This window comes from Rhodococcoides fascians A44A (assembly GCF_000760735.1).
Lineage (GTDB): Bacteria > Actinomycetota > Actinomycetes > Mycobacteriales > Mycobacteriaceae > Rhodococcoides > Rhodococcoides fascians_E.
This window is the reverse complement of record NZ_JMEX01000008.1, coordinates 1,475,398-1,499,806: the sequence shown is the minus strand read 5'-3', so window position 1 is coordinate 1,499,806 and position 24,409 is coordinate 1,475,398. Positions and strand designations below refer to the sequence as shown.

Below are 24,409 nucleotides of genomic sequence, written 5' to 3'. Positions count from 1 at the left end.
CCGAACGGACTTCGAGTAGGTTTTCACGCTTCTGATGTGGGGTTGGATATGACGCAGGGCTCGCTATGACGCAGGGATCCAGCTATCCGCTGGCGGGAATCAAGATCGGCCAGGCGCCGGCTCACCGGTTGAGCACGCCTACTCCCAAGCTGGCCAGCGGCGTCTCGGCGTCCAAGTCGAACTCCCCCTCGGACGCGGCGACCGACAGTGCGGCTGCGGACCCAGTAGCGGCGAAGTCGACCGAGAACTCCGCATCGAAGGCCGAGACGAAGCAAGAAGCCGACAGCACAACGCCGAAGCAGCCCTCCAAGGATTCGAACGAGGTTGAAGTGACTACTAGCGATCAGATCTCCGAGCACGGCCTGCCTACCAATGGCCGTTCCACCCACTCGTCGGGCTCGACGTCCACGGCCGCCGGCCGCGGCGGAGCCCCTGACCGCCGCACCGCCATGGGCGTCGCGTCCGTGCGCATCGCGGGCCGCCTCACTCAGAACGAGCTCGGTAGCCGCACCGGCGACATCCGCACCCCGGACACGTCCGTCGGCCCGGACGAGCTGCTGCAGCTCCTCGGCGAGTACCTGGTGTCCGGCGGTCTGCAGAACCCCGAGATTCACGTTCGATCCAACGGCCAGACCATCGTTCTCGACCTGCTGAACCCGGCCAAGGGTTACCGCTGACCCGCTAGGTCACTCCCGTTCCACCAGCTTCGACGGGTGTGCTCCGGCCGGAATGTCGGCCGGAGCGCACTCGTGTTCTTCTGCGGTGAACCAGCCGTGATAGTGGAACAGCGTGCCCAGCAGCGGACTCTTGACGTCGATCTGCACCCGGTGCTTCTGTTCGTCTTCGTCCCACCACTCCCGCGCGGAGGTCAGAGCCGACGCCAGCTGCGGAATCCTGATTCCCAGTACCCGCGGCGCACCGCTCTCCAGGACGAGGCCGCCGGCGGAGTCGACCGAGCACGTCGTTCGGACGATCATGTCCGAGGAGAAGCCGAGGTAGTCCAGCGCGAAGTCCGCGCCGGGCGTGCGAGCGGGCGTCACCATCACCGAGTTCATCCCCTGAGGTGATCCGGCGAACGCGAACCGACGAATGAACGCCATGGTCTCGCGGCCGACAGCGTCGACGTACGCATAGTTTTCGATCGTGAACGGCACGTCCGTCCCCCGCCCACCGGGAAACAGCCCACGTTTTCCGCCGAGCCACAGCACCGGCGGCGGAATCAACGTCGAGTGCCGCATTTCTTCCATGACACCCACGCCGAGCTGGCATCGGTGGTCTCCGGATGCGAGACCGAACCTCCACTGCACCTTCGGATGGAGCTTCTCGAACTCGCTACCGAGAGCGGTACGCACGACGGATGTCATAGGTCTTTCCTCATCTGAATCGACGTTTCCCGATAGTCCAACGAGGTGTACAACTGCCGAGCTACGGCGTTGCCACCGAAGACATTGAGCCCCAACGACACAGCTCCCTCCGACCGAGCGGAATCCTCTGCCAGCCGCATCGTCGCCCGGCCGAGCCCCCGACCGCGGAACTCCTCGTCGATCTCGATGTCCCACACCCACCAGTGCAGCGGTTCCGCGTCGTTTCGCGGAGCGATCCACAGGTAGCCGACGCGTACGTCGTCGTCGAACACGTCGAAGATGCGCTGGGTCGGCGTGGGCACTCCACCGGGGAACGTGAGCCGGTAGGAAATCTCCGCATTGGCTTCCGCCTCGGCCTGCGTCTCTCCCGTCGCGACGCGTTCGGCCACGTACCGTTCCCTGGTACCCGCGAGCCATTGCCGGACTCGCTCGGGGTCCATGAGCACCAGCGTCGGGTTCATGCACCCCACCCTATGTGAGCGGAAATGTAGGGCAGGGGCAGGAGCGGAGCCCGCGGAGTGACCATAGGCACCACATTGCCACTCACGTAGGTCAGTCGAGCTCGGCAGCCAGTTCCATCCAGCGTTCCTCGGCGACGTCCTTGTCCGCCAGAACCTTCTTCAACTCCGTGTCGAGTTCCACGAGCTTGCCCGGATCCGTGGCCGCTTCCGCCAGTTCCGCGTGCAGCGCGATCTCGCGATCCGACAACCGGACCACCAGCTTCTCGAGCTTGCTCAGTTCCTTACGCGCTGCCCGCTCGGACGCGGCGTCGCGCACCGCCTTCTTCGCCGTCCCCCCGGTCGTCAGGGAATCCGGCGTCGCCTCGGCCGCGAGAACCGCACGACGCCGCAGGTACTCCTCGATCCCTCCGGGCAGGTTGGTGAGCTTGCCGTCACCGAACAGAGCCCACGTCGAATCACAGATACGTTCGATCAGGTAACGATCGTGGCTGATCACGACGAGAGTTCCGGCCCAACCGTCGAGCAGGTCCTCCAGCTGCTGCAGCGTATCGATGTCCAGGTCGTTGGTCGGCTCGTCCAGCAGCAGCACGTTCGGCTCGGCCATGAGCACACGCGTCAGCTGAAGCCTGCGACGCTCGCCGCCGGACAGATCGCCGACGGGCGTGCGTTGCCGCGCAGGCGTGAACCCCAACCGTTCGGCCAATTGACCGGCGGAGATCTCCTTGTCACCGAGGGTGATTCGCTCCGCGACTTCCTTGACGGCGTCGAGAACACGCAGGTTCTTCGGCAGATCGTCCAATTCCTGTCTCAGCCAACCGATCTCCACGGTCTGACCTTGAATCCTCTTGCCGGTCGCCGGTTCCAGCTCGCCCGCGAGGGTACGCAGCAGCGTCGTCTTGCCGGAACCGTTGACGCCGACGAGTCCGACGCGTTCACCCGGCGCCAGACGCCACGTGAAGTCCTTCACCAGCTCACGGCCGTCGGGAGTTTCGAGGCGGGCGTCCTCGAGTTCGATGACGACCCGTCCGAGCCTGCGCTTCGCGAACGACGCCAATGCCACGGAATCTCGGGGCGCAGGCACGTCGGCGATGAGGGCCTCGGCGGCTTCGATCCTGTACTTGGGCTTGGACGTTCGAGCCGGAGCACCGCGCCGCAGCCAGGCGAGCTCCTTACGTGCGAGGTTTCGACGACGCTCTTCCGACGCATCGGCCTGGCGGGCACGTTCGGCGCGCGCGAAGATCCAGTCGTTGTACCCACCCTCGTACGTCTCGACCTTGCCGCCGACTACTTCCCACGTCTGGTTGGCGACGGTGTCGAGGAACCACCGATCGTGTGTCACGACGACGAGCGCACTGCGCCGCGACACCAGGTGAGCCGCAAGCCATTGCACACCCTCGACGTCGAGGTGGTTGGTCGGCTCGTCCAGCACCAGCAGATCCAGATCCTGAACCAGGGCTGCCGCCAACGCGACACGGCGACGCTCGCCGCCGGACAGGTTGTCGATGGTGGCGTCGAGACCCGAGCTGCCCGCAGGACCGAGGTCCGCGATACCGATGCCGGTCAGGATGTTGCGGACCCGCGAATCACCGGCCCACTCGTGCTCGGCCATGCCGAGCGGATCCAGAACGACCTGTCCGACGGTCGATCCCGGCGGCAGAACCCCGCGCTGCGTCACGACGGCCATCCGCAGCCCGCCGACGCGGCTGACGCGCCCGGAATCCGGTGGTTCGAGACCTGCGAGCACTTCGAGAGTGGTTGTCTTGCCGCCTCCGTTGAGGCCGACCATGCCGATGCGCTCGCCCTCCTGCACACCGAGCGAGACGCCGTCGAGCAGCGGTTTGACACCGAAGGACTTGGAGACGTTTTCGAGATTGACGAGATTGACCATCAGGGGAAACCAATCGATTCACTAGTGACTACACGAGCGCCGGGAACGGGTCCGCTCGCGACACGCACGGTACGGCAGACGCCTGCACCGGAGAGTTCGGCGCCGACCGACACCGCGGTATCGGAATCGGCACAGAGAAATGCGCAGGTCGGGCCGGATCCGGACACGATCCCGGCCAGAGCACCTGCGGTCAGGCCTGCTCGCAACGTACGACGCAGCTGCGGGAGGAGCGACACCGCCGCGGCTTGGAGGTCGTTGCCCAGAAGTGGAGCGAGAGCGTGGGCGTCGCCGCTCACCAGGGCCTGCATCAGGGCGTCCGGATCGCCCAATCGGGGCGGATCGCCTTTCGCCCTCAGCTCGTCCAGTTCGGCGAAGACGGCAGGAGTCTGCAATCCGCCCTTGGCCAGCGCCAGCACCCAGTGGAAACTGTTGCGTGACAACACCGGAAGCAGCTTCTCGCCGCGGCCCGTCCCTACCGCCGTTCCGCCGTGCAGAACGAACGGGACATCACTGCCGAGCTGAGCGGCGAGATCACTGAGTTCGCTGCGCGAGAGGTCCAGCTTCCACAGCGAATCGAGTGCGACGAGGGTCGCCGCGGCATCGGAACTACCACCGGCCATGCCGCCCGCGACGGGGATTCCCTTGTCGATCGTGATCTCGACGAGAGGTTCACGCCCCACCTTGTCCGCCAGAAGCACAGCGGCCTTCCACACGAGGTTCCGCTCGTCCGTCGGCACACTCTTCGCGTCGGCGCCCTTGACGATCACCTTCAGCCCCTGCGACGGCACCACCGAGACCTCGTCGGACAGCGAGAGCGCCTGAAAGACGGTCGTCAGTTCGTGGTAGCCGTCCTCGCGGAGGTCACCCACGGACAGATGCAGGTTGACCTTGGACGGAGCCCGAACGACAACGGGACTGTGGACAACTGAGAGCACGGTGTTCAAGACTAATCGAGCATCGGTTCGAGGACAGCATCCGTCCGCAATACCTGCCATCATCGAACCCATGCGGGAAACATCTGCACGACTGCTCAAGCTGCTGTCACTGCTCCAGACACGTCGTGATTGGGCCGGAGCCGACCTGGCCGACAGGCTGAACGTCACGCCGCGCACCGTCCGCCGCGACGTCGACAAACTCCGAGAGATCGGATACCCCGTGAACGCGACGGCCGGGGTGGGCGGCGGATACCAACTCGGTGCGGGTGCCGAGATGCCACCGCTGCTCCTCGATGACGACGAAGCTCTCGCCGTCGCCTTCGGCCTCCAATCCGCAGCAGGAGGCTCCGTAGCGGGCATCGGGGAGGCGTCGCTGCGCGCGCTGACCAAGTTGCGCCAGGTGATGCCGTCACGCATCCAGCACCGCCTCGACGCATTGCGGATCGACGTCGTCGAACGCACGGCGGTGTCTGCGGTCGACGCCACGGTGCTGTCGACCGTCGCCGGGGTCTGCCACAACCACGAACGCCTCAGGTTCGACTACCGCCGCCACGACGGCACGGAAGCCCGCCGCGAAGTCGAGCCCTACAGCCTCGTGCGTTCGGGGGCACGCTGGTATCTGCTCGGGTGGGACCTGCTGCGCGAGGACTGGCGTTCCTTCCGCGTGGACAGGCTGGAACCCAAGATCCCCACCGGCCCGCGATTCACCCCGCGACCACTTCCCGACGGCGGTGCCGCGGCATTCGTCGCCGCCGGAATCGACCGCACCTTCACCCGAGTGCAGGCACGCATCGAACTGGCGGCATCCATCGAAACGATTGCACCGATGGTCGACGAGCAGTGGGGCACCCTCGAATCCGGCTCCGAGGACGCGTGCACCCTCATCCTGTCCGGTGACTCACTCGCCTCCATTGCACGATGGCTTTCGGCCTTCGACACGCCGTTCACCGTCCTCGACCCGCCCGAACTGCGCGACGAGTGCCTGAAAGTGGCTCAGCGACACAGCCTTCTCAGCGAACGGTATCTCGCGAGTGTGCGCTCGACAGTCGAGCGATGAGGGGCGAAGGATCAGGCTCGAGTGCCCGCCAACCGCACGAATGCCGCGGCGTCGATGGTTTCCCCGCGGGCACTGGGGTCGATGTCGGCTTCACGCAGCCGCCGCTCGGCTTCTACCGGCGAACCCGCCCATCCGGCAAGCGCTGCTCTCAACGTCTTTCGGCGCTGCGCGAATGCTGCGTCGACGACGGCGAAGACGCGACGGCGGTGCTCGTCGTCCATCGGCCACGGAGGCTCGGCGTACCGATCGATACGAACCAGTCCTGATTCGACCTTCGGCACCGGCCAGAACACCGAACGCCCGACTGAGCCTGCACGTTTGACGGTGCCGAAGAAGTTGGCCTTGACGCTCGGGATTCCGTAGATCTTGCTACCCGGGTCCGCCGCGAGCCTGTCCGCAACCTCGGCCTGCACCATGACCAATGCGGTGCGCAGCGTCGGTAACTGCGAGAACAGGTGCAGCAGAACCGGAACCGCCACGTTGTACGGCAGGTTCGCGACCAGAGCGGACGGGTCACCGGGAATGTCCGCAGCAGTGACCCGAAGCGCGTCGAACTCGACGACGGTCAACTGGTCGGCGTGTGACGGCGCTCGTTCGGCTGCCGTCTGCGGCAACCGTGCGGCGAGCTTGGGATCGATCTCGACCGCGATCACAGCGTCGGCGACATCGAGAAGCGCCAGCGTCAGCGAGCCGAGTCCGGGGCCGACCTCGAGCACGGTGTCCGCTCCCCCGACACCCGCCGAGGCGACGATGCGACGGACGGTGTTGGCGTCGTGGACGAAGTTCTGTCCGAGTTGCTTGGTGGGACGGACATCCAGTTCTGCGGCGAGAGACCGTACTTCCGCGGGTCCGAGCAGCGCCGCGGGTTCTCTCACATGTTCGGACACTGTGAAAACTCTACGCACCCGTCACTCGATGGTTCGTCACCGATAGCCGAGTCGCGAGGTGCACGCGGGCCAGGCGCCCCAGCCCTGGGACTTCTGCGTGACGGACGCGATGGCGATCTGTTCCTCGCGGGTGGCCAGGTCCGCGCGGGGGGCGTACTTCAGTCCGCCCTGACGTTCCCAGGTGTTCTGATCGAACTGCACGCCGCCGAAGAAGCCGTTGCCGGTGTTGATGGCCCAGTTGCCGGTTGCCTCGCACTGCGCGAGCGCATCCCAGATCGCACCGTTCTCGACGGGCGGGACCTCGGTTCCCGGCTTCGCTCCGACACGCACCACCTTGGGCTGTGCGGGAACCTGGATGTCCTCGTCGACCTTCTCGCGGCCCACTTCCTGGCCGTTGACGGTGTTGATCTCCCAGGTGATGTCGGAGACGCCCGGCGAACCCGGGTTCTCGACGACGGTCCTGGACATGTTCATCGTCGGGTCCTCGATGCGCTGCTCCGGAGGCTCGACGTCGGTGGTCTCGGTCTTGGTCTCGGTACGGTCACGGGTGACGACGATCTCGGTGCCGTCCTCGACCTTCTCATCCGGCGCGGGGGTCACGGTGTCGGCCTGCTCGAGCGGCTTGCCCGCTTCCTCCAGGAACTCACGCACGGTGGGCGCAGCCAGGGTCAGCGGTGCGGCAGGTGCGGCGCCGTCGACCAGGGACACTGCCTTGGGCAACGCCACGTCCAGTTCGGTGCCCTCCAGCGGAAGACGTTCGCCGCGCGACGCGGACACGTGCACATCCTCGGCCAGATCCATCTGCTGCAACGCCTCGTCGACGGTCAGCGCGGTCGTCCAGATCTGCTGAGGCTGGCCGTCCACCGTCACACTCAGCTCTCGAGCGCGACGGAGGACGACCGTCTCACCATCCGACAATTCCGAGTCACCCGAGGGTGCTACCAGGTCCTTGTCGCCTGTTTCGTAGCCTGCGGCCTGCAGAGCACCGTTGACGTCTCCCGTCATGGTGCTGAGCGTGATCATTTCGCCATCGACGTCGATCGTCACCGTTTTGTGACGTGCGACCGCGGTGGCGCCCCCGACGATCAGAGTGGCCAGCAGCGCAGCGACCACCAGGTACAACATCGTGGACCTGGAGGAGTTCAGGCGAGCAATACTGGACACAAGCAATTCCTGAGTTCTTCGGGCAGAGCCCGTCGGCTGGATCACGGTACGGTAACGAATTGATGGAGCTACCGCAACTCTGCTCACCCGGTCCGGAGCGAACGTGACGTTCGGTCACCCGGGGCCGCTGCCGCACACGTTTCAGTCACTCGCACAGGTTGCAACACGAGCGGATGACTGGAAGGTGAGCGAAAGTAGGCGTCAGGAGAGGCCGTACACCCGCTCGGCGTTGGCGGTGACGTGCGACGCGAGCTCGACCGGATCGGCACCGCGGATGTCCGCCAATGCGCGCACTGTGTACGGAAGGCAGTACGACTCGTTCGGTGCACCGCGGAAGGGATGCGGCGTCAGGAACGGCGCGTCGGTCTCGACGAGCAGTTGGCCGTCCGGAATCAGCACGGCCGCTTCGCGCAGTGCATGGGCGTTCTTGAAGCTGACCGTGCCGGAGAGGCTGAGCACGTAGCCGGCGTCGATGCACGCTCGCGCGGTCTCCGGACCCGAGGAGAAGCAATGGAAGATCACCGTCTCCGGCGCGCCCTCGTCCGTCAACACGGACAGCAGGTCGCCGTCGGCCTCGCGGTTGTGGATCATCAACGGCTTACCGAGCCGCTTTGCCAGGTCGATGTGCCAGCGGAAACCGTCCTGCTGCTCGGGGACGGTCGCGCACCCGTCGAGCTTGCCCGGCCAGTAGTAGTCGAGCCCCGTCTCGCCGACGGCCACGACCCGAGGATCCGACGCCAACCGCTCGATCTCCGCCCTGACGTCGTCGTCGAGAACGTTCGCCCGCGTCGGGTGGATCGCGACGGCCGCCCAGACCCGAGAGTCCCAGTTCGCGGCGTCGACGGCGAAGCGCGCGGCCTCGAGGTCGTCGGCGACGGTCACGACTCTCCCGACGCCGACGGACTCGGCCCGATCCAGGATCTCGGCCACGCTCCCGGCGTCGGATGCGCCGCAGGCGTCGAGGTGTGTATGCGCGTCGACGAGTGGCGACAGCGCTTCCGGCAAAGGTGGTGCAGGACGTTCTCTACTCACGCCGATAGAGTAGGCGCACCATGACTGCGCCAGCTGATGCCTCACGGCCCACCTTCTACGTCACGACCGCCATTGCGTACCCCAACGGTGTCCCGCACATCGGCCACGCATACGAGTACATCTCGACGGACGTGATCGCTCGATTCAAGCGACTCGACGGATACGACGTCATGTTCTTGACCGGCACGGACGAGCACGGCCTGAAGATGCAGCAGACGGCCACCAAAGAGGGCATCGACGTCCGCGACCTCGCGACGCGCAACTCCGACGTGTTCAAGAAGCTCGACGAGACACTCGGCATCTCCTACGACCGATTCATCCGCACGACGGACGCCGATCACCACGAGGCCAGCAAGGCGATCTGGTCGAAGATGGTCGAGCGCGGCGACATCTACCTGGACACGTACTCCGGTTGGTACTCGGTACGGGACGAGGCGTTCTACACCGAGGGCGAAACGACCGTCGCCGACGACGGGACCCGCGTGGCCACCGAGACGAACACGCCGGTGGAGTGGACCGAGGAGTCGACGTACTTCTTCAAGTTGTCGGCGTACCAGGACAAGTTGCTCGAGCTGTACGACACCACCCCCGACTTCATCGCGCCCAACACGCGGCGCAACGAAATCGTCAGCTTCGTCAAGGGTGGACTGAAGGACCTGTCCATCTCGCGCACCACGTTCGACTGGGGCGTGCAGGTCCCGAACGATCCCGAGCACGTCATGTACGTCTGGGTCGACGCCCTGACCAACTACCTCACCGGCGTCGGCTACCCGGACGCATCGTCGGAGAAGTTCGCCAAGTATTGGCCCGCCGACCTGCACATCATCGGCAAGGACATCACGCGCTTCCACACCGTGTACTGGCCGGCGTTCCTCATGTCCGCGGGCATCGAGCTGCCCAAGCGTGTGTTCGTGCACGGATTCCTGAACAACAAGGGCGAGAAGATGTCGAAGTCGGTCGGCAACGTCGTCGACCCGTTCGCGCTCGTCGACGAGTTCGGCCTGGACCCGCTGCGCTTCTTCCTGCTGCGCGAGGTCTCCTACGGCCAGGACGGTAGCTACAGCGCCGAGGCCATCGTCACCCGCATGAACGCAGACCTGTCCAACGAGCTCGGCAACCTCGCGCAGCGCTCGCTGACGATGGTGGCCAAGAACCTCGAAGGAAAGGTCCCGACGCCGGGGCCGTTCACGACCGACGACGAAGCTTTGCTGGCCCGCGCCGATGCGCTGCTCGAGATCTGCCGACGCGAATTCGACGTCCAAGCGCTGCACACGGCTCTGGAAGCAATCTGGTCGGTGCTCGGCGAGACCAACCGCTACTTCTCCCAGCAGGAACCGTGGGTACTGCGCAAGACCGATCCGGATCGCATGGCCACCGTGCTGTACGTGACGCTCGAAGTCCTGCGCATCGTCGGCATTCTGGTGCAGCCGGTCATGCCGGGGTCGGCCGCTCGCATCCTCGAACTCCTCGGCGGCCCGGCGAACCAGTTCTCCGACATCGGCACCCGCATGGTGCCGGGTTCGCCTCTGCCCGCACCGTCACCGGTCTTCCCCAAGTACGAGGTGAAGGACCTCTGAGGGTTCACCCCTCACGCAGACGCAGAGACCGCCTTCTCCAGCTCCTCCAGTGAGTTCTCCAGGTGTGTGAGCATGCGCTGCAGGTGTGGGACGCTGCGACGGCAGCCGATGAGGCCGAAGTTGAGCGAGTCGCCGTTGCTTGCGACGGTGATGTTCAATGCCATGCCGTCGCAGACGATGGACGCCGGGTAGATTCCGTCGAGTTTGGCGCCGTTCCAGTACAGTTCGTCCTTCGTTCCGGGGACGTTGGAGATGATGACGTTGAACGGCGGCGGGGTGTTGTTGACGAAGCCGGGTACCGGTCCGAAGAGTAGTGGCAGCATGGTGACGGCGCCGAAGGCGAGGGATTCGAGAGTGTTGAACTCCCGCATCATGTCCTTGCCCTTGACGGTGGAGTCAGTGATGGTGGCGAGCCGGTCCAGCGGATCCGGTTGGTGTGTACCGAGATTGCACAGGATGGTGGATACGGAGTTGCCCGGTCCGCTGTCCTCGCCCGGCTTGCGGAGCGAGACGGGAACCATTGCGATCAAGGGTGATTCAGGCAAGGCGTCCTGATCGATCAGATATCCCCGTAGGGCTCCCGAGCACATGGCGAGCAGAATGTCGTTCAGGGTAACGTCCAATGCCTTTGCGACCGCGTTCATTCGGCTGATCGACCAGCTTTCGGCCGCGAAGCGTCGCGCACCACCGATCGGCACGTTGAACATCGTTCGCGGCGCACGCAGCGGCAGTTGCGCACCTTCGTTGCGGACGGCGCGCACGCCCAATCGTGCTGCGGCAGGTACGAAGTCCGCGATGTCGCCGGCAAGCTTGCGACCGAGAGACAACCCCCCGGAGACCCTTTCCAGCGCTCCCGGCGCTTCCTTGCGCTTCTTCTCCCGGAACAGCGACGGATCCCACGTGGCGACGCCGGTGCGGTCGTCGGGGTCGGTGGTGAGGGTGTTCAACATCAGCTTGAGCGCGGACACACCGTCGACGAGCGAGTGGTGAACCTTGGTGTAGAGCGCGATCCGGCCGTCGGCGAGGCCCTCGATGATGTGCAGTTCCCACATCGGCCGGTACCGGTCGAGGGGTGCACTGTGGTGCAGCGAGAGAAATTGGAAGAGTTCTCTGATGCGACCAGGAGCAGGCAGTACCACGCGCCTCACGTGGTATTCGAAATCGATGTCGTCTTCCCTCGACCAGGCGAGGCTTCCCATGACGTTCACCGGTCGGCCGGGGCGTTTTCGAAACAGATCGTGAACGTCGCCCGTTGTGAATTGTTTGTGGATTTCTTCTGCAAATTCGTGGGGGTCACCAGGCGGAACGAACAACTGCAATCCGCCGACGTGCATAGGGTGTTCGCGAGACTCCGCGATCAAGAACATGGACTCGGTAACAGGCATGAGCGCCATCTGCGATCACCTTTCCGCCTAGTTTCGATCACGGTGTGACATCGAACACGACCGCATGTTTAGACAGACTAGGTCACGGGTTATTGTCCGTTACCAGGAGTTCCAAGAAGACGCGAAATGGAGGCGAGGACGATGACCACCGTGCTCACCGCTCTGCCCCAGCCGACGCCCGGAGGCGTCCCCACCAGGCTCGACATGCACGGTCGCAGCTTTCACTCGCGCGCTCTTTCGACGTATCTGCAGCTCACGGTTCGCCCCTTCCTCACGGTGTGGTCCAAGACGTCCGCTCTTCCGTGGCCGATGGGCCTCGTCGATTACGCGGGAATGCTGGTGCCGCCGCTCAAGGGAACCCGCCACAGCAAGGTCACGCTCGCCGAGTGCGAGGCGGAATGGATCCGCGCCGAGGGCGTTTCCAACGACCGCGTGGTGCTCTACCTGCACGGAGGCGCCTTCGTCTGTTGCGGGCTGAACAGCCACCGGCGTCTGACTTCACGTGTCTCGGCCAGCGCGGACGCTCCGGTTCTGTCGGTCGACTACCGGATGATGCCGCGCAACCCCATCGCACATGCGGTGGAGGACGGCGTCGACGGTTTCCGCTTCCTGTTGGAATCCGGGTACCGCGCCGACCAGATCGTCATCGCCGGCGACTCCGCAGGCGGGTACCTCGCCTTCATGGTCGCTCTGATGCTGCGCGATCTCGGACTGCCGACACCGGCTGGTATCGCGACCATGTCGCCGCTGACCGACATGGACCCCAGCGGCAAGCTCGAACACGCCAACGCATCGAGGTGCGCGGTCTTCCCTGCCGGGGCCGTACCCGCCCTGACGGTCCTCGCCGACCGAGTGGATGCCCGCATCGTCGTCGAAGGCGAACGGGGACCACGAGTTTCACCCGTCGACGCGGATCTCGTCGGCCTACCTCCGGTTCTGATCCAGGCGGGTTCCACCGAAATGGTGCTCGCCGACGCCGAACTGATGGCCGAGCGCCTCGCCGCAGCAGGCGTCGACTGCGAACTTCAGGTGTGGGACAACCAGGTACACGTGTTCCAGGCCGCCGACTTCGTGCCCGAAGCGCACCGCGCGGTACGCAAATTCGGCGCGTTCGTCAAAGCCCACAGCCCAATGTCGGCCACTGCCGACTCCGCCTGAGTTACCTTTCTTCTCATGGCAGTCACAGCAGATACAGAGGTCGACATCGCGGCCGAGCCGGCAGCGGTGTTGGACGTACTCATGGACGTCGAAGGGCTACCCGCGTGGTCGCCCGTCCACAAGAAGATCGAGATCATCGACCGATTCGACGACGGCAAGCCCCATCACGTGAAGATGTCGGTGTCGATCCTCGGCATCAACGACGAGCAGACCGTCGAATACACCTGGGCGGACGACAAAGTCGTCTGGGACCTCGTCGAGGGTTCGCAGCAGAAGTCCCAGCACGGCGAGTACACCCTCACTCCGACCGACAAGGGAACACACGTGACGTTCTCACTGACGGTCGACCCGAAGATCCCGATCCCGGGTTTCCTCGTCAAGAAGGGCACCAAGACTATCCTCGCGGCCGCAACCGAAGGGCTACGTCAGCAAGTCGTCGGCTGAGCTTCTCGCAGCCAGGACCGCCTCGTAGAGATCCCGCTTGGACACGCCGCCGACTGCCAACTGGGCACAGGCATCCTTCAACCGCATGCCCGACGCCACCAGCTCCTCGACGTCGTCGATGAGGTCTTCCGGTTCCGACGCCACGGCGACGGCTCCGGCGAGGACGACGGTGATTTCTCCGCGTACTCCGTCGGCAGCCCAGTCGGCGAGTTCGCCGAGGGTGCCTCTCTTGACTTCCTCGTAGGTCTTGGTGAGCTCTCTGCAGACCGCGGCGCGGCGGTCGGGGCCGAGTACTGCGACGGCGTCGGCGAGGCAGTCGGAGAGGCGATGAGGGGCCTCGAAGAAGACGCAGGCGCGCGATTCGGTGGCGAGGGATTCGAAGAATCGGCGTCGGCCGCCTTGTTTGCGCGGCGGGAAGCCGTCGAAGCAGAAGCGTTCGACGGGCAATCCGGAGAGTGCGAGGGCGGTGGTGACTGCGGACGGGCCGGGTAGGCACGTCACCGGCAGGTCGGCGTCGACGCATGCGGCGACGAGGCGGTAGCCGGGGTCACTGACCGACGGCATTCCGGCGTCGGTGACGAGCAGGACCGATTTGCCGTCGCGGACAGCGTCGACCAGCCCGGGAAGCCGGGATGTCTCCACCTGGTCGTAGAAGCTGACGATCTTGCCGGTGATGGCGACCCCGAGCCCCGACGCCAGCTGTTTCGTCCGGCGGGTGTCTTCGGCTGCGACGACGTCGGCCGTGGCCAAGGCGTCGCGGAGTCGCTGGGACGCGTCACCCAGATCGCCCATCGGTGTTGCGGCAAGGATCAGCATGGCGCCCATTCTTCTCCACCGGGACTCGACCCCTACGATCGGTGTGTGGCCCTACGCGAGTCGAGCGAGCGATACGTAGTCAGTCCGGGGCCGAGTACACCCGCTGCCGACTATTACCGCGACACCGATCGTCGGCGGGGGTGGATCGTCACTCTGGTGATCACGGCGCTCGCGGCCGTCACGCGGTTCGCGATGCTGCGCTACCCCACCGATGCCGGTACTCCGGTGTTCGACGAGAAGCATTACGCGCCGCAGGGCTGGCAGGTGTTCACCGGCGGCGGGATCGAGGACAACCCCGGGTACGGATTGGTGGTTCATCCTCCGGTCGGAAAGCAGCTGATCGCCGTCGGCGAGGCACTCTTCGGCTACAACGGGTGGGGCTGGCGGTTCTCCGCGGCGGTTGCGGGAACTCTGCTGGTGCTGATTGTGATTCGGATCGTGCGGCGTCTTGCCCGCTCGACGCTGGTCGGTGCGATCGCGGGCATTCTGCTGACCGTCGACGGCGTCACGTTCGTCTCGTCGCGCATCGGGATGTTGGACATCTTCCTGGCGTTCTTTGTGACGGCCGCGATGGGGTGTCTGGTCGTCGACCGAGACGACGTTCGACGACGCATGGCGAAGGTCCAGGCGGAGGGTCGCATCGCCGCCAGCGTGTACGGCCCACGAATGGGGGTGCGCTGGTGGAGGTTCGGCGCGGGAATCCTGCTGGGCTTGGCGTGCGGAACCAAGTGGTCCGGGATCTATTTCATCGTATTCTTCGGTCTGTTGTCGGTCGCGTTCGATCTCGCAGCGCGGCGTGCGAGCGGGGTGCAACGGCCGTGGATCGGCACGGCAGTACGCGACATCGGACCCGCGCTCTACGCGCTGGTGGTGATTCCGCTGATCGTGTACCTGTGCACCTACGCAGGGTGGTTCGCCAGCGAGACCAGCGTGAACCGACATGCCGTCGGCAACCAGATCGGCACGGACGGGCCGTTCTCGTTCGTGCCCGCTGCGCTGCGATCGCTGTGGTACTACAGCGGCAACGTGCTCACGTTCCACTCGGGTCTGACGAACTCGGCGGGCAACGTCCACCCGTGGGAGTCGAAGCCGTGGACGTGGCCGATGGGTCTGCGGCCGATGCTGTACTACTTCGCCGAGGGCGACACCGTTCAGGGATGCTCGGCGAGCTCGTGCGTCAAGGCGATCATGCTCATCGGCACCCCGGCCATGTGGTGGCTCGCGGTTCCGATGCTGCTGTGGTGCCTGTGGATGATGCTGGTCCGTCGGGATTGGCGATTCGCCGTCGTGCTGACCGGCTACGGCGCAGCGTATCTGCCGTGGTTCGCCACGCTGGATCGGCAGATGTACTACTTCTACGCTGTCGCGCTCGCGCCGTTCATGGTCATGGGATTCGCACTGATCCTGGGGCAGATCATCGGCCGGGCGCGAGCGTCGGTGGAGCGACGTGGCACGGGGCTGATGCTCGTGTGCCTCTACGTGGCGCTCGTCGTGGCGAACTTCATCTGGTTGTGGCCGATCCTGACGGGAATGCCCATCACTCCGGATCTGTGGCAGCAGCAGCTCTGGTTGCCTTCCTGGCGTTAGACCCCGGAGTCCGAGTTCTGCTCACAAGGGGGTCGTGGGAGAGGTCGCGGTAGAGCGAGATGCAGAGCCCGATCATCACGAGCACGAACGGTGCGGCGGCGATGATGGTCATGGTCTGGAGCCCGTTCAGTGCGTCGGCGCCGCCGGTCCACAGCATCAGCGCGGCGATGCCGCCGGTGAGCACGCCCCAGAACACGACGACCCATCTGCTCGGTTCCTGACTACCGCGTTGGCTCAGTGTGCCCATCACCATCGATGCGGCGTCGGCTCCCGAGACGAAGAAGATGGCCACGAGCACCATGACCAGGACACTCGAAATCCCTGCGACGGGCAAATTCTCGAGCATGCCGAACAATTGGGACTCGCTGCTGTCCCGGCCCGCGAGATCGATTCCGTTCTGTTGTTCGGCGATGCCCGCTCCACCGAAAATGGAGAACCAGACCAGGCTCACCGTGCTGGGCACGAGGATGACGCCGATGACGAACTCGCGGACGGTGCGGCCGCGGCTGATTCGTGCGAGGAACATGCCGACGAACGGCGTCCAGGACACCCACCATGCCCAGTAGAAGATGGTCCACGACGACAACCAGGTGGCGGTTTCGCCGCCGTCGCCTGCCGCTGCGGACCGAGCCGACATGTGCACGAGCTGGCTGGCGTAGTCACCGATGGTCGTCGGAATCAGATTGAGTATCAACACGGTCGGTCCGAGGACGAAGACGAAGACCGCGAGAACCAGCGCCAGCACCATGTTGATGTTGGACAACCACTGGATGCCTTTCGCGACGCCCGAGACTGCCGAGGCGACGAAGGCGAGCGTCAACAGTGCCACGATCGCGACGAGCAGCAGGGTGCCCGCCTCCCCCAGCCAGCCGAGAACCTGAAATCCCGAGCCGATCTGGAGTGCGCCGAGACCGAGCGACGCGGCGGTGCCGAACATGGTGGCGAAGATCGCGAGGATGTCGATGACCTTGCCGATGGGGCCCTCCGCACGGCGCCCCAGCAACGGGATGAACGCCGAACTGATCAGCTGCTTACGGCCGCGTCGATACGTTCCGTAGGCCACGGCGAGTCCGACCACCGCGTAGATGGACCACGGGTGCAGACTCCAGTGGAACATCGTCGTCGCCATCGCCGCCCCGACGGTGCCGTCCGATCCCGGGGGCGGAGAAACGAAGTGAGACAGGGGTTCTGCGACGCCGAAGAACATCAACCCGATCCCCATGCCGGCACTGAACATCATGGCGATCCAGCTGACGGTCTTGAATTCCGGCTTCTCGCCGTCTTTTCCGAGCGGAATCCTGCCGAACTTGCTGACTGCGAGGTAGATCGAGAACACGACGAACCCCGAGGCCGCGATGATGAACAGCCACCCGATGTTGGTCACCAACCAGCTCAAGATCGACGTCGTCGTGGATTCGAGCGAGTCGGCAGCGAGCAGGCCCCACACCAGAATCGCGGCGGTGATCGCTGCCGTCGTGCCGAACACCAGGTAATCCGTGCGCGGTGGGTGCGGTGTCGATCCGGAAACGACTGAACCCTGGGACCGCTCGGTATTCGTTGCCATAGGTGAAGTGAAGCACTATCACCGTGGTGGCGTGGCGAATTTCCGAGTAGGTGCCAGGGTTCCGGGTCGAGCGACGTGTCAGGCGCGCGCTTTCGCGAAGCTGGTTCGGCCGCCGGTGGCTGCGTCGAGGCTGAAGCGTCCGGCTCCGGTCGCGGCGATCAGCAGGGCGCCGACGCCGAGTGCCAGGACGAGCTCGTAGCCGCCCTCGGACACGAATACACCCAGGTCGTAGTGCACGAACAGGAATGCGCCGAGCATGTCGAGGAACAGCAGGATGCCGATGATCGGGGTGAAGATGCCCACCACCAGCGCGACACCGCCGATGAGTTCGACGAAGGTTGCGAAGTACGCGGAGGCTGCGGGCAGCGGGACGCCCATGCCTTCGAAACCGGCCTTGGTCGCGTCGAGTCCGTTGGTGTTGAGTTTCTGCCACCCGTGGGCGATGAACACGATGCCCAGGCCGATTCGGGCAACGAGGGTCGCAATGTCGCGGAAGATGGTCGAGTTCATGTCAGATCCTTCGGGCACGGCAATGGGAACCGGACTACCCTGACACAGTTATGTTGAAGCGTCAACTTAGTGCTGTGTCGACATGTCCCCGGATCTTCTCGTCGGACAACCCGAGGGCGCGCAACTCGGTGACGTACTTCCGCGCTGCGCGCGCCGCGTTGTCCTCCGTCGGATCCCCGCCCGACGCGATGAACGTCCCCAGACGCCCACGGGCGGAGATGACGCCCTGCGCCTCGAGTTCCTTGTACGCCTTCGCGACGGTGTGCGGCGCGATCGACAACTCCTCGGCCAGACCACGCACCGTCGGAATCTTGGTCTCCGCGACCAGTTCACCGCTCCGCACCAGATCGAGAATCCCCGACCTCACCTGCTCGAACAACGGGGTCCCGGACGCCGGGTCGACGTGGATGCGCATGCAGGACTTTCTATCACGCACTCACGCGGTCACACCGCGGAGACAGCGTCCTCCACGGTGACATCGCCCGACGTCAACATCAAGGTCTTGCCCGCGGTGGCCGGGGTGTCGATCAACGCTGCGATGACGGCCGCGACATCGGCGCGCGGCACCGTCCCGCGCTCCAGCGGCGGCGCGGTCAGCGTGACATGGCCCGACGGGTCGTCGTCCGTCAATCCCCCGGGGCGCAGAATCGTCCAGTCCAGCTTCTGCCTGGACTTCAGATCTTCCTCGGCCGCCGTCTTGGCCGCGATGTACGCCTTCCAAGTGTCCTCGGCGTCGTCCGCAACCGGCTCACCCGCTCCGAACGAGCTGATCTGCACGAACCGTGCAACACCGGCCTTCTCGGCAGCGTCGGCCAGCAGCACCGACGCCGCGCGGTCGACGGTGTCCTTACGCTCTACGCCACCGGATGGCCCGGCTCCCGCCGCGAAGACCACGGCATCGGCGTCGTGCAACAGGGCAGCGACGTCCTCGACGGATGCATTCTCGAGGTCCACCACCTCGGGGAGTGCGCCCAGCGCCGTCACAGCGTCAACGTGGTGCGGGTTTCGAATCAACGCCACCGCTCGGTCGCCCTGTGCCGTGAGAACCTGAATCAGGTGCTGCGCGATCTTGCCGTGTCCGCCTGCGATCACTACTCGTCGATCAGTCATTGCACTCGACTACCCGACCGGCTCGGACCACAAACAGTGGCACTATCTATGTCCATGACTTCGACTGCGACCATCTACCACAATCCCCGATGCAACACCTCGCGCACCGTGTTGAAAGCCATCCAGGAGGCGGGGATCGAGCCGACCGTCGTGAAATACCTCGAAACCCCGCCCACCAAGGACGGACTGCGCAAACTTCTCGACGACGCGGGCCTGACGGCCGCCCAGGCAATCCGTCGAAAGGAAGCGCTGTACAAGGAACTCGGGCTGAAGGACGCATCCGAGGACGGTCTGATCGCGGCAATGGTCGAACACCCGATCCTCATCGAACGCCCGATCGTCGTGACGGACAAGGGCACCGTGCTCGCGAGGCCGGCCGACAAGGTGCACGAGGTTCTGTAAGCGCAAGTAATGTCGAGGTATGCCGATGCCCGATTGGAAAGTGCGCGAGCTCAGCCCAGGCCAACTGTCCGAACGCAGCGGAGTTGCGGTGTCGGCCTTGCACTTCTACGAGAAGCAGGGACTCATCACCAGCCGACGTACGTCGGGGAATCAACGGCGCTACCACCGCGACACTCTGCGGCGCGTTGCGTTCATTCGCATCTCGCAGAAGGTCGGCATTCCGCTTTCACGAATTCGCGACGCGTTGGCCGACCTCCCGGAGGAGCGGACACCCACCAAACGCGACTGGGCCAAGCTCTCGGGCCACTGGCATGCCGACCTGGACCGTCGTATCGAGCAACTCGTCAGGCTTCGGGACGATCTGACGGGCTGCATCGGGTGCGGCTGCCTGTCGCTCTCCAGTTGCGCGCTGGCCAATCCGGGCGACGAGTTGGCCGACAGCGGGCCCGGCGCACGGCGACTGGACGTCGACCTATGACTTCTTCAGCAATTTCCCGAACTGGTCGTTGGCCTTCTGCAGCACGAACTCGTAGGGCAGCGCGAACTTTCGAGCCCACCAGTATCCGAAGCGGATGTCGTTGGACGAGTAGACAAGATAGCGGTTCTTGACGATTCCCGTGATGATCGCGTCGGCCACCACGTCGGGTTCGACAGCTCGTTTCTCGAAGCGATGCTGCAGCTTCTGCACGCGCGGATCGTCGCGGTCGACGCCTGCGATCTCCACGGTGTTCACCAGTCCGGTCTTGACCCCACCCGGTACGACGAGGCTGACGCCGATGCCGTGCCGCTTGAGGTCGTAGCGCAGGACTTCCGACGCACCGCGCAGACCGTATTTGCTGGCGCTGTAGGCGGCGTGCCACGGCAATGGAATGAGGCCCGCCGCGGACGAGACGTTGACGAGGTGACCTCCGCGACCTGCCTTGACCATCGGGGGAAGAAAGTTCTCCATGACGTGGATCGGTCCCATGAGGTTGACGTCGATCATCGACTTCCAGTGCCGGTGCTCGAGGTTCTCCACCGTTCCCCACGCCGAGATCCCTGCGACGTTCATGACGATGTCGAGGCTGTCGACGGACTCGTGCACCGTGGACGCGAACGACGTCACTGCCTCGTAGTCCGAGACGTCGAAGGCCGCGTGCATCTCGACCGACGAGCCGACCGCCGCGACGGTCTCCTTCAATCCCACTTCGTTGATGTCGGTGAGATACAGCTTCGCGCCTGCTCTGGACGCGGCGATGGCCGTGGCACGCCCGATCCCGCTGCCCGCCCCCGTGACGAGCGTCTTCTTTCCTCGCAGATCCTTGATGGTCATCGTGTGTCTCGTCCCCCACGAAGTCGAAGAATGTGTCCTTCGCACCCTACGCGCCTGTCCGGTTGTCGCTGGTGGTGTCGACGGAGGAGACTGGGCCGATGGCAATAGTGTCGAGGGGATTCGTCGGCAAGAACAGAGGCGACTCGTCCCGTATCCCGCCCGGCCAGTACCGAACCGACGATTTCCCGGTTCTGTCCGCCGGGCCGACACCTCGCGTTCGTACCGAGGGCTGGGAGTTCACGGTCGTCACCGAGCGCGGCGAGAAGCACCGTTGGACGTGGAACGAGATGCGCGCTCTGCCCGCAGAGAAGCCGACGGTGGACATCCACTGCGTCACCAAGTGGTCCAAGTTGGACACTCGGTGGCGCGGGGTGTCACTCGACACGGTGCTGGACGGAATCGAGACCACCGCAACCCACGTGATGGCTCATGGGCGCGACGGGTACACCACCAACCTCCCGCTCGGTGAACTGCGTAACGGAAAAGCTTGGCTCGTATACGATTACGACGGAAAGCCGTTGCACCCCGAGCACGGTGGGCCGGCCCGCCTGCTGGTTCCGGGCCTGTACTTCTGGAAATCGGCCAAGTGGATCGAGAAGCTGACCTTGCTCATGCGCGACGAGCCCGGATTCTGGGAACGCAACGGATATCACGACTACGGCGATCCGTGGCAGGAGCAGAGGTATCAGGGAGATTGAACTGGCTGGTTGCAACACTCGTCGCGAAGATCAGGGAAACCTCGAGCGCCGAGACCCTCGTCTTCGACATTCCGGACTGGCCGGGCCACATGCCGGGGCAGCACGTCGACGTGCGCCTCACCGCGGAGGACGGTTACTCGGCGCAGCGTAGTTACTCGATAGCAACTCCTACGGACGGCACGGCCGTCGCGCTCACCGTGCAGACCGTCGACGACGGCGAGGTGTCGCCGTACCTCACCGGAGTCCTCGAGGTCGGCGAGCAGGTCGAAATGCGCGGCCCGATCGGCGGATGGTTCGTCTGGAACGAATCCGACCCTGCCCCGGTGCTGCTCCTGGCAGGTGGCTCCGGCGTCGTTCCTCTGATGTCGATGCTCCGCGCGCGCAGGACGGCCGAACGCAAGACCCCCTTTCGCCTCATCTACTCGGTCCGGACACCCGCGGAGATCCTGTACGCCTCCGAACTTCGCGCGATGCCCGGCGGAATCGACGTCGCATACCGCTTCACCAGGGAAGCTCCCGAGGGCTACCGAGGCCGCGTCGGCCGACTCACGTCGGACGATCTCGTCGTCGACGGATGGCCCGCCGAGTTCGCGCCGTCGTGCTTCGTGTGTGGACCGACGGGATTCGTCGAAGCGGCAGCGGACCTCCTGGTGCAGGACGGCCACCTACCGCCGCGCATCAGAACCGAACGATTCGGTTAGAGGCGCTTCGACATTTCCTCACGGTAATCGGCAACGGTCGACTCGATGCGCGTTGCATCGTCCTCGTCTCCGCGGTGGCGGGCGTCGTCGGCCCTGCTCTGCAGCGTCTTGATTGCTTTGCGGAGCTCGGCGTCGGACATTCGATGCTCGGTCAATGCTGTGTGGTTCATGTCACACAGTGTCCGCCTGGTTCCGAGACTCCGCAAGCAGGTGTCAGACGTGGACGGACTCGTTCACCAACTCGGAAGCGGGAACGAAACTGGACAGGCTGCGAGCCGCGAATTCGCGGAAGTATCCGAGCTTGTTCGGCGGTACCAGGGACGGCAGAACGGTGTTCCACACCTTCTCCATCCGCGACGGAGCGGTTTCCAGCGTCGACTGAGCCTCGGACACCATCAACACGCCGGCCAGCATCTCGCACACGAGAAGCGCAGCGTTGGACGAATCCAGATGATCGGCCACGTCACCGTGCTCGATCGCTCGGTCGAAGAGGTGCTCGAAGATGTTGCCCCAGGTGCCGAACACGCTGCCGCGAGCCGTCTCCGAGCCGTCGATCTCCATCTGCAGGCGGTACATCACACGGACCAACGGATCCGACGCGGCAAGTTCGAGGACAGAGTAGGAGATACCGATGACCGACTCGAGGGCGGGCGATCGCGAATCAACGAGGCCTGCACAGGCGGTGGATACGCGCTCATGGCCCTCGTCGACGATGGCGCGCGCGAGCTCTTCCTTGGACGCGAAATGGAAATACAGAGCGCCTTTGGTCACTCCGGACTTCGCCGACACCTGACTCAGTGTGGCATTTGCGTGACCGACCTCGAGAAAGAGATCTGCGGCTGCACGCAATGCGGCTGCACGCGTGGCTTCTGCCCTCAGTTGCCTAACCATGAACTACTCACCCCTGCTCAGTTGCCTACTCATGACACCGACGCCGCCCTACTGAGACCGCTCGAGGAATGCTCCGAACCCGTCTTCTCGAATTCGCCGACCCACCCGACAGTCCGGTTGCGCAGGACAATACTAACCTCACATGTATCACTATTGTGATCCACGAGTGACGAATAAGTGACGCCTTGGACGAATCAGATAACTATCGAAATATAAAGTTCCACTTCGCCGGTTTTTGTAACGACTTCGATGTCTTCTTTGTACGCACGAAATAGCTCGCCATTTGCTGCTGCGTCTTCGACCTGGGCCCACACGTCCTCGACCGGGTCCTGAATTACCCCATCGGGGACGAATACCGCATACACCCCACTGGGTACGGACACGAAGACATCACCCACGGGAACGTCCGACGGAGAATCGAACGGTGTCGCGACCACGGCGTTGTAATCACCGGCCGCGTCCGGGACGTAGACGGTGCTGATGTCGACGGGCTCCAGGTGCTGATCGCGAATTCGTTCGCGCAGAAATCGGAACAGTTCACTGGTGCTGGCCTCGGCGCCCGGAGTGATCCTGGGCGCCACGAGGCCGCCGAACAACTCCGCGCTACGTGCGGTCACTCGATGACTCACGCCCGAGCACCCGACAGCTCGATCGACAGATAGAGGTCGATCTTGTAGGCGTGCGGATAACACTCGTAATCGGCGGTGAACGTCCGCGTGATCTCGTGCTGCTCTTCCGCGTGCTCGATCTGCTGCCACAACCGGACCATCACGTCGGGGAAATGACCGACGGACGAGAATTTTGCGTACTTGGCGGCCGGAATACGCGCGACCAGATGCCCACGCGTGACCTCAGCGAGAGTCGAACACCGGTAACCGACGATCTGAGTGTTGTACGAACCGATGCCCGGAGCGAAATCCGTGTAAACGGAGGCAAGTGGGCCGCCAATGTCCTGCTTCAGAACGGAAGACCACGCCTGATCGAGAGCAGGGTCGTTCAACCGCCCCAGCGCACGCTTGGGGCTGCGGACCGGAAGACCGGCAACCCAGGTTTCTTCGAGGTCGACGATCTCGAAAGCCATACACCACTCCACTACCTCGGGGTCGCGGCGAACGAGCCCGCGACCGGGGTGACGCTTCCCCAGTAGACGTCGACCATCGATACTGATTGAAACATTTTCCGGCCAAAGCCTACCGGTTCGATCTCCCCGCCATCACGACGGACTCGGCCCATGGACCAGTAATTCATCACGATCGGATGGCGCCGCCGAGACCATCCGCTTGTGATACCTCTCAAAAACAGACTGCGATGGATTAATTTCTTCCGTAACCGTGGACGTACCCGAATTGAATCCTGTATCAATACTCCTTGTCGGTGAGAGTGCCGACGTTCGCGAACACCACCCCTTCAGTACAAGGAGCTCACCGCATGGATCTCGCAGCATTCATCTCCAGCCTTCTCTCCAC

Annotated in this window: 28 protein-coding genes; 10 read left to right on the top strand and 18 right to left on the bottom strand. The window is 64.4% G+C overall.

The features are described 5' to 3' along the window. Positions 1–65: 65 nt before the first annotated feature. Positions 66–677 (top strand): hypothetical protein, encoded by a 612-nt coding sequence (locus tag BH95_RS19370; RefSeq protein ID WP_033190771.1) that lies wholly within the window; start codon positions 66–68, stop codon positions 675–677. Between the two features lie 9 nt (positions 678–686). On the opposite strand, the gene BH95_RS19365 is transcribed toward BH95_RS19370, so the two are convergent. The 4 genes from BH95_RS19365 to BH95_RS19350 all read right to left on the bottom strand — a co-directional run bounded on the left by BH95_RS19365 (position 687) and on the right by BH95_RS19350 (position 4,648). Continuing rightward, positions 687–1,364 (bottom strand): DUF4166 domain-containing protein, encoded by a 678-nt coding sequence (locus BH95_RS19365; protein WP_033190770.1) that lies wholly within the window; start codon positions 1,362–1,364, stop codon positions 687–689. Continuing rightward, positions 1,361–1,825, bottom strand: coding sequence for a GNAT family N-acetyltransferase (locus tag BH95_RS19360; protein WP_020111390.1), 465 nt, complete (start codon positions 1,823–1,825; stop codon positions 1,361–1,363). Before BH95_RS19360 ends, BH95_RS19365 begins: the two co-directional genes overlap by 4 nt. Positions 1,826–1,916: 91 nt before the next feature. Then, on the bottom strand, positions 1,917–3,713 hold the full coding sequence (locus tag BH95_RS19355) for an ABC-F family ATP-binding cassette domain-containing protein (protein WP_020111391.1): 1,797 nt from the start codon (positions 3,711–3,713) through the stop codon (positions 1,917–1,919). Beyond that, positions 3,713–4,648 carry a 4-(cytidine 5'-diphospho)-2-C-methyl-D-erythritol kinase gene (locus tag BH95_RS19350; RefSeq protein WP_027498738.1) on the bottom strand — a complete coding sequence of 312 codons (936 nt, stop codon included), beginning with the start codon at positions 4,646–4,648 and terminating at the stop codon, positions 3,713–3,715. Before BH95_RS19350 ends, BH95_RS19355 begins: the two co-directional genes overlap by 1 nt. Before the next feature lie 70 nt (positions 4,649–4,718). Between BH95_RS19350 and BH95_RS19345 the strand changes: the two genes are divergently transcribed. After that, positions 4,719–5,705 (top strand): helix-turn-helix transcriptional regulator, encoded by a 987-nt coding sequence (locus tag BH95_RS19345; RefSeq protein ID WP_033190830.1) that lies wholly within the window; start codon positions 4,719–4,721, stop codon positions 5,703–5,705. Between the two features lie 11 nt (positions 5,706–5,716). Here BH95_RS19345 and rsmA read toward each other — a convergent pair whose 3' ends face one another. The 3 genes from rsmA to BH95_RS19330 all read right to left on the bottom strand — a co-directional run bounded on the left by rsmA (position 5,717) and on the right by BH95_RS19330 (position 8,788). Continuing rightward, positions 5,717–6,592 carry a 16S rRNA (adenine(1518)-N(6)/adenine(1519)-N(6))-dimethyltransferase RsmA gene (rsmA, locus tag BH95_RS19340; RefSeq protein ID WP_019664538.1) on the bottom strand — a complete coding sequence of 292 codons (876 nt, stop codon included), beginning with the start codon at positions 6,590–6,592 and terminating at the stop codon, positions 5,717–5,719. A 36-nt stretch (positions 6,593–6,628) separates the two neighbouring features. Continuing rightward, on the bottom strand, positions 6,629–7,756 hold the full coding sequence (locus BH95_RS19335; protein ID WP_037143933.1) for a resuscitation-promoting factor: 1,128 nt from the start codon (positions 7,754–7,756) through the stop codon (positions 6,629–6,631). Between the two features lie 201 nt (positions 7,757–7,957). Further along, positions 7,958–8,788, bottom strand: a complete 831-nt coding sequence (locus BH95_RS19330) for a TatD family hydrolase (protein WP_037183572.1) — start codon at positions 8,786–8,788, stop codon at positions 7,958–7,960. Positions 8,789–8,808: 20 nt separating this feature from the next. Here BH95_RS19330 and metG point away from each other — a divergent pair, with 20 nt between their 5' ends. Beyond that, entirely contained in the window at positions 8,809–10,365 is a 1,557-nt protein-coding gene (gene metG, locus BH95_RS19325) for a methionine--tRNA ligase (RefSeq protein ID WP_037183571.1), read from the top strand. 11 nt (positions 10,366–10,376) lie between these two features. On the opposite strand, the gene BH95_RS19320 is transcribed toward metG, so the two are convergent. Next, on the bottom strand, positions 10,377–11,759 hold the full coding sequence (locus tag BH95_RS19320; RefSeq protein ID WP_019664534.1) for a WS/DGAT/MGAT family O-acyltransferase: 1,383 nt from the start codon (positions 11,757–11,759) through the stop codon (positions 10,377–10,379). Positions 11,760–11,876: 117 nt separating this feature from the next. Between BH95_RS19320 and BH95_RS19315 the strand changes: the two genes are divergently transcribed. Further along, positions 11,877–12,908 (top strand): alpha/beta hydrolase, encoded by a 1,032-nt coding sequence (locus BH95_RS19315; RefSeq protein ID WP_037183568.1) that lies wholly within the window; start codon positions 11,877–11,879, stop codon positions 12,906–12,908. 15 nt (positions 12,909–12,923) lie between these two features. After that, positions 12,924–13,352, top strand: coding sequence for an SRPBCC family protein (locus tag BH95_RS19310; RefSeq protein ID WP_020111398.1), 429 nt, complete (start codon positions 12,924–12,926; stop codon positions 13,350–13,352). Here the strand turns inward: BH95_RS19310 and rsmI are convergent. Further along, a complete protein-coding gene (gene rsmI, locus BH95_RS19305; protein ID WP_020111399.1) occupies positions 13,329–14,177 on the bottom strand; it encodes a 16S rRNA (cytidine(1402)-2'-O)-methyltransferase in 849 nt (282 codons plus the stop codon). The genes BH95_RS19310 and rsmI overlap by 24 nt on opposite strands. Before the next feature lie 36 nt (positions 14,178–14,213). On the opposite strand from rsmI, the gene BH95_RS19300 reads away from it, so the two are divergent. Next, positions 14,214–15,755, top strand: a complete 1,542-nt coding sequence (locus BH95_RS19300) for a dolichyl-phosphate-mannose--protein mannosyltransferase (protein ID WP_037143919.1) — start codon at positions 14,214–14,216, stop codon at positions 15,753–15,755. Here BH95_RS19300 and BH95_RS19295 read toward each other — a convergent pair. The 4 genes from BH95_RS19295 to BH95_RS19280 form a co-directional block, all read right to left on the bottom strand. Then, positions 15,706–17,319, bottom strand: a complete 1,614-nt coding sequence (locus tag BH95_RS19295) for a BCCT family transporter (RefSeq protein WP_230594181.1) — start codon at positions 17,317–17,319, stop codon at positions 15,706–15,708. The genes BH95_RS19300 and BH95_RS19295 overlap by 50 nt on opposite strands. A 78-nt stretch (positions 17,320–17,397) precedes the next feature. Next, the gene (locus BH95_RS19290) at positions 17,398–17,829 is read right to left on the bottom strand and encodes a DoxX family protein (RefSeq protein ID WP_019664528.1); all 432 of its coding nucleotides are present in this window, start codon (positions 17,827–17,829) and stop codon (positions 17,398–17,400) included. Positions 17,830–17,890: 61 nt separating this feature from the next. After that, positions 17,891–18,244: a GntR family transcriptional regulator gene (locus tag BH95_RS19285; protein WP_019664527.1), complete on the bottom strand. Its 354-nt coding sequence runs from the start codon at positions 18,242–18,244 to the stop codon at positions 17,891–17,893. A 29-nt stretch (positions 18,245–18,273) separates the two neighbouring features. After that, positions 18,274–18,939 (bottom strand): NAD(P)-binding oxidoreductase, encoded by a 666-nt coding sequence (locus BH95_RS19280; protein ID WP_037183566.1) that lies wholly within the window; start codon positions 18,937–18,939, stop codon positions 18,274–18,276. 54 nt (positions 18,940–18,993) lie between these two features. Between BH95_RS19280 and arsC the strand changes: the two genes are divergently transcribed. Together arsC and soxR are read left to right on the top strand one after the other, a co-directional pair. Beyond that, entirely contained in the window at positions 18,994–19,341 is a 348-nt protein-coding gene (arsC, locus tag BH95_RS19275) for an arsenate reductase (glutaredoxin) (protein ID WP_027498741.1), read from the top strand. 19 nt (positions 19,342–19,360) lie between these two features. Beyond that, positions 19,361–19,819, top strand: a complete 459-nt coding sequence (gene soxR, locus BH95_RS19270; protein WP_020111406.1) for a redox-sensitive transcriptional activator SoxR — start codon at positions 19,361–19,363, stop codon at positions 19,817–19,819. Here the strand turns inward: soxR and BH95_RS19265 are convergent. After that, the gene (locus BH95_RS19265; RefSeq protein WP_033190763.1) at positions 19,814–20,653 is read right to left on the bottom strand and encodes an SDR family oxidoreductase; all 840 of its coding nucleotides are present in this window, start codon (positions 20,651–20,653) and stop codon (positions 19,814–19,816) included. The genes soxR and BH95_RS19265 overlap by 6 nt on opposite strands. 98 nt (positions 20,654–20,751) lie before the next feature. Between BH95_RS19265 and BH95_RS19260 the strand changes: the two genes are divergently transcribed. After that, positions 20,752–21,351, top strand: coding sequence for a molybdopterin-dependent oxidoreductase (locus BH95_RS19260; protein WP_037185231.1), 600 nt, complete (start codon positions 20,752–20,754; stop codon positions 21,349–21,351). Next, a complete protein-coding gene (locus BH95_RS19255) occupies positions 21,348–22,052 on the top strand; it encodes a ferredoxin reductase (protein ID WP_052060084.1) in 705 nt (234 codons plus the stop codon). The genes BH95_RS19260 and BH95_RS19255 overlap by 4 nt, the downstream gene beginning before the upstream one ends. Here the strand turns inward: BH95_RS19255 and BH95_RS29105 are convergent. The 4 genes from BH95_RS29105 to BH95_RS19240 form a co-directional block, all read right to left on the bottom strand. Continuing rightward, positions 22,049–22,222 (bottom strand): hypothetical protein, encoded by a 174-nt coding sequence (locus BH95_RS29105; RefSeq protein WP_020111410.1) that lies wholly within the window; start codon positions 22,220–22,222, stop codon positions 22,049–22,051. The genes BH95_RS19255 and BH95_RS29105 overlap by 4 nt on opposite strands. Positions 22,223–22,265: 43 nt before the next feature. Continuing rightward, positions 22,266–22,943, bottom strand: a complete 678-nt coding sequence (locus BH95_RS19250) for a ScbR family autoregulator-binding transcription factor (protein ID WP_026347686.1) — start codon at positions 22,941–22,943, stop codon at positions 22,266–22,268. Positions 22,944–23,137: 194 nt separating this feature from the next. Then, positions 23,138–23,524: an effector binding domain-containing protein gene (locus BH95_RS19245; RefSeq protein ID WP_244165042.1), complete on the bottom strand. Its 387-nt coding sequence runs from the start codon at positions 23,522–23,524 to the stop codon at positions 23,138–23,140. 44 nt (positions 23,525–23,568) lie between these two features. After that, positions 23,569–24,024, bottom strand: a complete 456-nt coding sequence (locus BH95_RS19240; protein WP_019664517.1) for a GyrI-like domain-containing protein — start codon at positions 24,022–24,024, stop codon at positions 23,569–23,571. Positions 24,025–24,409: the final 385 nt, after the last annotated feature.